The sequence below is a fragment of the Alishewanella sp. HH-ZS genome, from assembly GCF_001704375.1.
Lineage (GTDB): Bacteria > Pseudomonadota > Gammaproteobacteria > Enterobacterales > Alteromonadaceae > Alishewanella > Alishewanella aestuarii.
This window is the reverse complement of record NZ_LZEJ01000084.1, coordinates 1-3,250: the sequence shown is the minus strand read 5'-3', so window position 1 is coordinate 3,250 and position 3,250 is coordinate 1. Positions and strand designations below refer to the sequence as shown.

3 protein-coding genes are annotated in these 3,250 nt (G+C 47.5%); 1 reads left to right on the top strand and 2 read right to left on the bottom strand.

The annotated features are described in order from the left end of the window. Window positions 1–19: 19 nt before the first annotated feature. Window positions 20–1,575, bottom strand: a protein-coding gene (locus tag A9165_RS16340) for an IS3 family transposase (RefSeq protein WP_141686179.1) whose coding sequence is annotated in 2 segments (ribosomal slippage) — window positions 20–1,092 and window positions 1,092–1,575 — 1,557 coding nt in all. Because the reading frame shifts where the segments join, the coding sequence is not laid out codon by codon here. A gap of 324 nt (window positions 1,576–1,899) precedes the next feature. Between A9165_RS16340 and A9165_RS16720 the strand changes: the two genes are divergently transcribed. Continuing rightward, window positions 1,900–2,550 carry an inovirus Gp2 family protein gene (locus tag A9165_RS16720; RefSeq protein ID WP_083216313.1) on the top strand — a complete coding sequence of 217 codons (651 nt, stop codon included), beginning with the start codon at window positions 1,900–1,902 and terminating at the stop codon, window positions 2,548–2,550. Between the two features lie 117 nt (window positions 2,551–2,667). On the opposite strand, the gene A9165_RS16330 is transcribed toward A9165_RS16720, so the two are convergent. Further along, window positions 2,668–3,228, bottom strand: coding sequence for a tyrosine-type recombinase/integrase (locus A9165_RS16330; RefSeq protein WP_057787564.1), 561 nt, complete (start codon window positions 3,226–3,228; stop codon window positions 2,668–2,670). Between the last annotated feature and the right edge of the window lie 22 nt (window positions 3,229–3,250).

The window sequence follows — 3,250 nt, the reverse complement described above, 5'->3', positions numbered from 1 at the left end:
GTTGTCCGATTTTCCCGTTTTATGCTGCTGCCTGAACCTGTACGATTTCCCGCTCCGGATTCAGACTTACTGGCCCTATAGGGCTCCAGTTTCTTGTTGCTCTGCCAGCCCATCGCTGTGGGTAATCTAGCTTTGCTTGTTCATATACCGCTTTACGCTTTTCCAGCAGAACCACATCTTGCTGCTGGTGACGCTGTGCCGGTGTCACGAACCTTATGCCGCTATGGCGATGTTCGTGGTTGTAGAAGCGCGTAAATTCCAACATCCACTCTCTGGCACTACCTACGGTTGCAAAGCCGCCGGTTGGCCAATGCGGACAGTATTTCACCGTCTTGAACAACGACTCCACATACGGATTATCATTGCTCACTCTGGGCCGGCTGAATGAGGAGGTTACACCCCATTCTTGCAATTTTACCCTGAGCGTACTGCCTTTCATCGGACTGCCGTTATCTGAGTGCAGTACCAGTGGTTTAAACAGGCACTGCTCACGGAGTAATGCACGCTGTACCAACTCACTGGCCAGTTGACTGCATTCCTTGTCGTGCACTTCCCAAGCCACCAGTTTTCGGCTGTAAATATCGATGATCGCGTATAAATACCAGTACAAGCCCCTTATGCCTGAGGGCATATAACTGATGTCCCAACACCACACCTGATTGGGTGCTGACGCACTGTAACTGGTGGGCTTCGCCCGGCTCACCGGCGCTTTGCTTTTGCCACGATGGTGCTGCTGGTTTGCCGCTTTTAATACCCTATACATCGTCGATTCCGACGCCAGATAAACACCTTTATCTGCTAACCTCGGCACAATTTGCGACGGCGGTAAGCTGGCATACTCTTCGTCATTACAGGTGGCCAATATCTGCTCGCGCTCGGTTTCACTAAGCTTGTTCTTCGGCTCCGGCCGGGTTGCCACAGGCCGCTTATCTTCAAGCACCGTACCTTGCTCATCCCGCCAGCGGCGCAGTGAACGCAACGGTATCTCAAGCTCCTGTGCAGCCTTATCACGCCTGGCACCGGCTAACACGGCTTCATCAAACCAGACCAGGTTTAAGCTGCGTTCGCTAACCGAGGTTAACTGTCCTCGTCCTCCTCGCCGTAGTACGCTCTGAGCTTTTTTCGCAGTACCAGCAACGCTGCCGCCTCCGCTAAGGCTTTTTCTTTACGGTTTAGCTCTCGTTCTAATTGCTTAATGCGCTTTTTATCTTCTCTGGCCTGCTTTTTCTCAGCAGCCTTGCGCTGAGTTTCGCTCATCGTGCCCATGACACAGGCGCTACGCCATTCTTTAACCTGTTCAACCAACAGGCCTTTTTCACGGCAATACTGGCTTAACTCAGCCTCTGATAACGGGGCAGTTTCAATCACCACGGCTAACTTTGCTTCTCCTGACCAATCATCAGGCTTTTGACCACTTACCGGCACAGCATATCCTTGAGCTTTTAACTGATTACGCCAATTGTACAGCGTCTGCTCGCAAATGCCTTCCTCTCTTGCCAACTGCGCTACTGAGCGACTGACTGGCGGTAATAACTTCTTTAAGATCGCTTCTTTTCTTTCTGGGGATATAGCCATTTCAACCTGCTAACCACCCACCGTCTGACGCTAACTATTGTGAAAAAAAGACCGGACAACTATCCTGACACGGCGGGTTATCCTATAACTTCAGAGTATAGACCTTTAAATTTTTTTGTTATTTTCTTGAGAGTATTAACTAATCGGCAAACCACTTTAAAGTCGGGATTGCTCAAAAAATTGTCTGTTTTAGTAATATCATTATGAGCATTATCATTATGAGCATTGCTATTAACAAGTTTAGTTAGGTATAGGATGCTAATCTAATGTAGAGATATACACATATGGCTAATACCTTTGAGATGTCAGCAATAAGGGTTAACCATGATGTATACAATGCCAGCAGAGAACTTAGTCAATACAAGCTGCTACAGCAGCTACCCAGTATTAACAAACATAGGGCCTTTAAACCCATTCTACCTGGAAAGGTTGTTATCAGTAATAGATAGAGCATTAATTGATCATCCTAGAACTTTGGCTATTAGGTGCGATCTTCGTCTTCCAGAGGGGTATGGTGACGTTGGTTCTGATCTGATGACCAAATTCTTTGAATCATTAAAAGCGCAGATAAGAGCTGACTTGCTCCGCAGAGCAGCAGAAGGTAAAAGGGTACATGAATGCAATGTGCGATATGCCTGGGTTAGAGAGCGCTGTAATTCAGATTCACCACACTTTCACATAGTGATCTTTCTTAATCATGACACCTATTACACATTGGGTAAGTATGCTGATGAGCAGGGACGAAACATGGCTACAAGGATCTGGAAAGCGTGGTCAAGCGCGTTAAGGCGACTCCCAGAAGAGTCAAATGGGCTGGTTCATTTCCCGAACAATCCGACTTACAGGTTAAATGTTAACTCACCTGAATTTTGGTCTTTGAAAGCAGAGTTATTTCGTCGGCTAAGCTACTTTGCCAAGTTAGAAACCAAAGAGTATGGCACGGGAAGCCGAAGCTTTGGTTGTAGCCAACGATAGTCAATTAAGGCGTTTTTTAAAGATAATATAGGTCTGAGTTTTTACCGGTATCGCCAACCAACAAAAAAATAAACCTCAGCACAAAGGCTACCGCCGAAGCGGTAGCCGATAGCTGTGTTAAATTTCCAGTTCAACAAAGTCCTTATCAATATCCTCCTGGGTAATGCCGATGTAGCGCAGCGTTACCCCTTCAGAGCTGTGGCGCAGCATTTTCATTACCCGGCCGATGTCTTTGGTGCTTTTGTACAAATGGTAGCCTCGGGTTTTACGCATTGAGTGCGTGCCCAGGCTGATACCAACATCTTCACCTATTAGTGCAAAAGCGCGACTAACATAGCGGCGTGACAAAGGCGCGGGTGGCATGTTGCCGGCGCGCTGGTTTCGATACGACTGAAACAGATAAGTGTGATCGGGATACTGCCGTCTTATCCGGTTGGTAATCTCAATCGTCTTTTGGTTAAGTTTAATATTGGCTACCTTGCCGGTTTTTCCTTCCTTTAACAGCAGCCGCTCAGCCTGGATGTCTGAAAAACGGATCGACAGCAAATCTGAGATCCGCAGTGCCAGGTTTAACCCCACATTCCAGATATCGGCCATTTGTTGGCCGTAGTGCCTGTCCAGTAAGTGACTAATTAGTTTCACCGTGTCCAGGCTTTTGACCGCTTGTACCTCAGCCACCCGCCGTGTCAGGATAGTTGTC